Annotated in this window: 2 protein-coding genes; one reads left to right on the top strand and one right to left on the bottom strand. The window is 43.6% G+C overall.

The annotated features are described in order from the left end of the window. On the bottom strand, positions 1–545 hold a 545-nt coding region (locus A3739_RS05910), incomplete at its 3' end, for an ABC transporter permease (RefSeq protein ID WP_197472097.1). Here A3739_RS05910 and A3739_RS28645 point away from each other — a divergent pair. Beyond that, positions 544–693, top strand: a complete 150-nt coding sequence (locus tag A3739_RS28645) for a hypothetical protein (RefSeq protein ID WP_156502389.1) — start codon at positions 544–546, stop codon at positions 691–693. The two genes, A3739_RS05910 and A3739_RS28645, sit on opposite strands and share 2 nt — an antisense overlap. Positions 694–720: the final 27 nt, after the last annotated feature.

Below are 720 nucleotides of genomic sequence, written 5' to 3'. Positions count from 1 at the left end.
CGAGGAAAAACACCTGCCGGCGTTAACGAAGCTTCAGGTAATACGACAGTAACGCGATCCCCTTTTTGCACACGCAATTGTCGTGCAAGCATATCGCCCAGAACTATTCGAAATTCCCCGCTTTGAAGATCGTCCAGACTACCTTGCACCATGTGGTTCTCAATAATCGAGACCGTTTTCTCCTCTTCTGGCAACACGCCATTCAATTGCGCTCCTTGAACAAGACCCGAAGCACTCAACATACCTTTGATTTGAATAAAAGGAGCGGCAGAGACTACTTTAGGATGCGCAGTCACTAATTCGTCAACGCTCTGCCAATCTTGCATCGTGGCATAGGGTTTAATAACAGCGTGAGGAACCATTCCCAATATGCGCGTTCTGAGCTCTCGATCGAAGCCATTCATTACCGAAAGAACGGTAATCAACAAGGCAACGCCGATAATCAAACCAAGCATCGATATGAGCGATATAAACGATATAAAGTGGTTACTTCGTTTTACAGACGTATAACGATAACCAATGAGTGCGGGATACCAATTTTTCATGACAGCATTAAATCACATGATGGGTACAGGCAATAGTTACTGCCCTGCAATGCACTTTATTCCATCAAAAAAAGAGCAAAGACTTCAAGCATTTGCTTTAATGAATACATCAATTTTGAAGAAACACGCAGCACCATGCCCAACATAGATCCTCATATTGCAAAGACTCTAATCG

This window comes from Oleiphilus sp. HI0067 (assembly GCF_001635735.1).
This window is presented reverse-complemented; position numbering and strand designations above follow the sequence as displayed.